Origin of the sequence: Pseudomonas sp. ACN8, from assembly GCF_002303925.1 — a bacterium.
In the GTDB taxonomy this organism is placed as follows: Bacteria; Pseudomonadota; Gammaproteobacteria; order Pseudomonadales; family Pseudomonadaceae; genus Aquipseudomonas.
Genome location: NZ_MRCS01000111.1, coordinates 1 through 1,333 on the forward strand (window position 1 = coordinate 1; position 1,333 = coordinate 1,333).

General features: G+C 63.9%; 2 protein-coding genes. Both read left to right on the forward strand.

The genetic code is table 11. The features are described 5' to 3' along the window. Positions 1-930: hydroxymethylbilane synthase (gene hemC, locus BSF44_RS29120; RefSeq protein WP_141250118.1), on the forward strand; the 930-nt coding region annotated here is incomplete at its 5' end. Next, positions 927-1,333 (forward strand): uroporphyrinogen-III synthase (locus tag BSF44_RS29125; protein ID WP_172435421.1); only part of this gene is annotated, 407 nt, incomplete at its 3' end. The genes hemC and BSF44_RS29125, both read left to right, overlap by 4 nt.

A 1,333-nucleotide genomic window follows, 5' to 3' on the forward strand; every position in this document is an offset into this window, starting at 1 on the left:
CAGATCCGCATCGCCACCCGCAAAAGCGCTCTCGCCCTGTGGCAGGCCGAATACGTCAAGGCCCGTCTTGAAGCGGCTCATCCGGGCCTGCTGGTGACCCTCGTCCCCATGGTCAGCCGTGGTGACAAGCTGCTTGACTCACCGCTCTCGAAAATTGGCGGCAAGGGCCTGTTCGTCAAGGAACTCGAAACCGCGCTGCTGGAAAATGAAGCCGACATCGCCGTGCACTCCATGAAGGACGTGCCGATGGACTTCCCCGAAGGCCTTGGCCTGTTCTGCATCTGCGAGCGGGAAGACCCGCGCGATGCCTTCGTTTCCAACACCTACGCCAGCCTGGATGATTTGCCCCGGGGCAGCATCGTCGGCACCTCCAGCCTGCGCCGCCAGGCTCAATTGCTGACCCGCCGCCCGGACCTGGAAATCCGTTTCCTGCGCGGCAACGTCAACACCCGCCTGGCCAAGCTCGACGCCGGCGAATACGACGCCATCATCCTCGCCTCTGCCGGCCTGATCCGCCTGGGATTCGAAGATCGCATCACCTCGGCCATCAGCGTCGACGACAGCCTTCCGGCCGGTGGCCAGGGCGCGGTGGGTATCGAATGCCGTAGCGGTGACAGTGAAATCCATGCGTTGCTGACACCTCTGCATCACCAGGACACCGCCACCCGCGTGACCGCTGAGCGAGCCCTCAACAAGCACCTCAATGGTGGCTGCCAGGTGCCGATTGCCTGCTACGCCGTGCTGGAAGGTGAGCAGGTCTGGTTGCGCGGATTGGTGGGCGATCCAGCCGGGGGCCTGCTGCTCAGCGCACAAGCCCGCGCCCCTCGCGGCGATGCCGAGGCGTTGGGTGTTCGAGTCGCCGAAGACCTGCTCAGCCAGGGTGCCGACGCCATCCTCAAAGCGGTCTATGGCGAGGCTGGTCACGAGTGATCGGTTGGCGCTTGCTGCTGACGCGTCCCGCCGATGAGGCGGCGGCGCTGAGCAGCCTTTTGGCCGAGCAGGGGATATTCAGTAACAGTCTGCCGCTTTTGGACATCATGCCCATTGCGGCCACTGACACAATGCGCCAGGTGATTCTGGCACTGGATCAGTTCTGCGCCGTTATTGTGGTCAGCAAGCCGGCCGCCCGGATCGGCGTCGAACTGCTCGAGCAGTATTGGCCAACACCGCCCGGTGTGAAGTGGTTCAGCGTCGGCGCGGCGACTGCGCAGATCCTCGAGGATCACGGGCTGGACGTGAGCTTCCCGGCAGAAGGCGATGACAGTGAAGCCTTGCTCGAACTTTCCCGACTGCGCGAGGCTATCGCACAACCCGATGCGCGAGTGCTGATCCT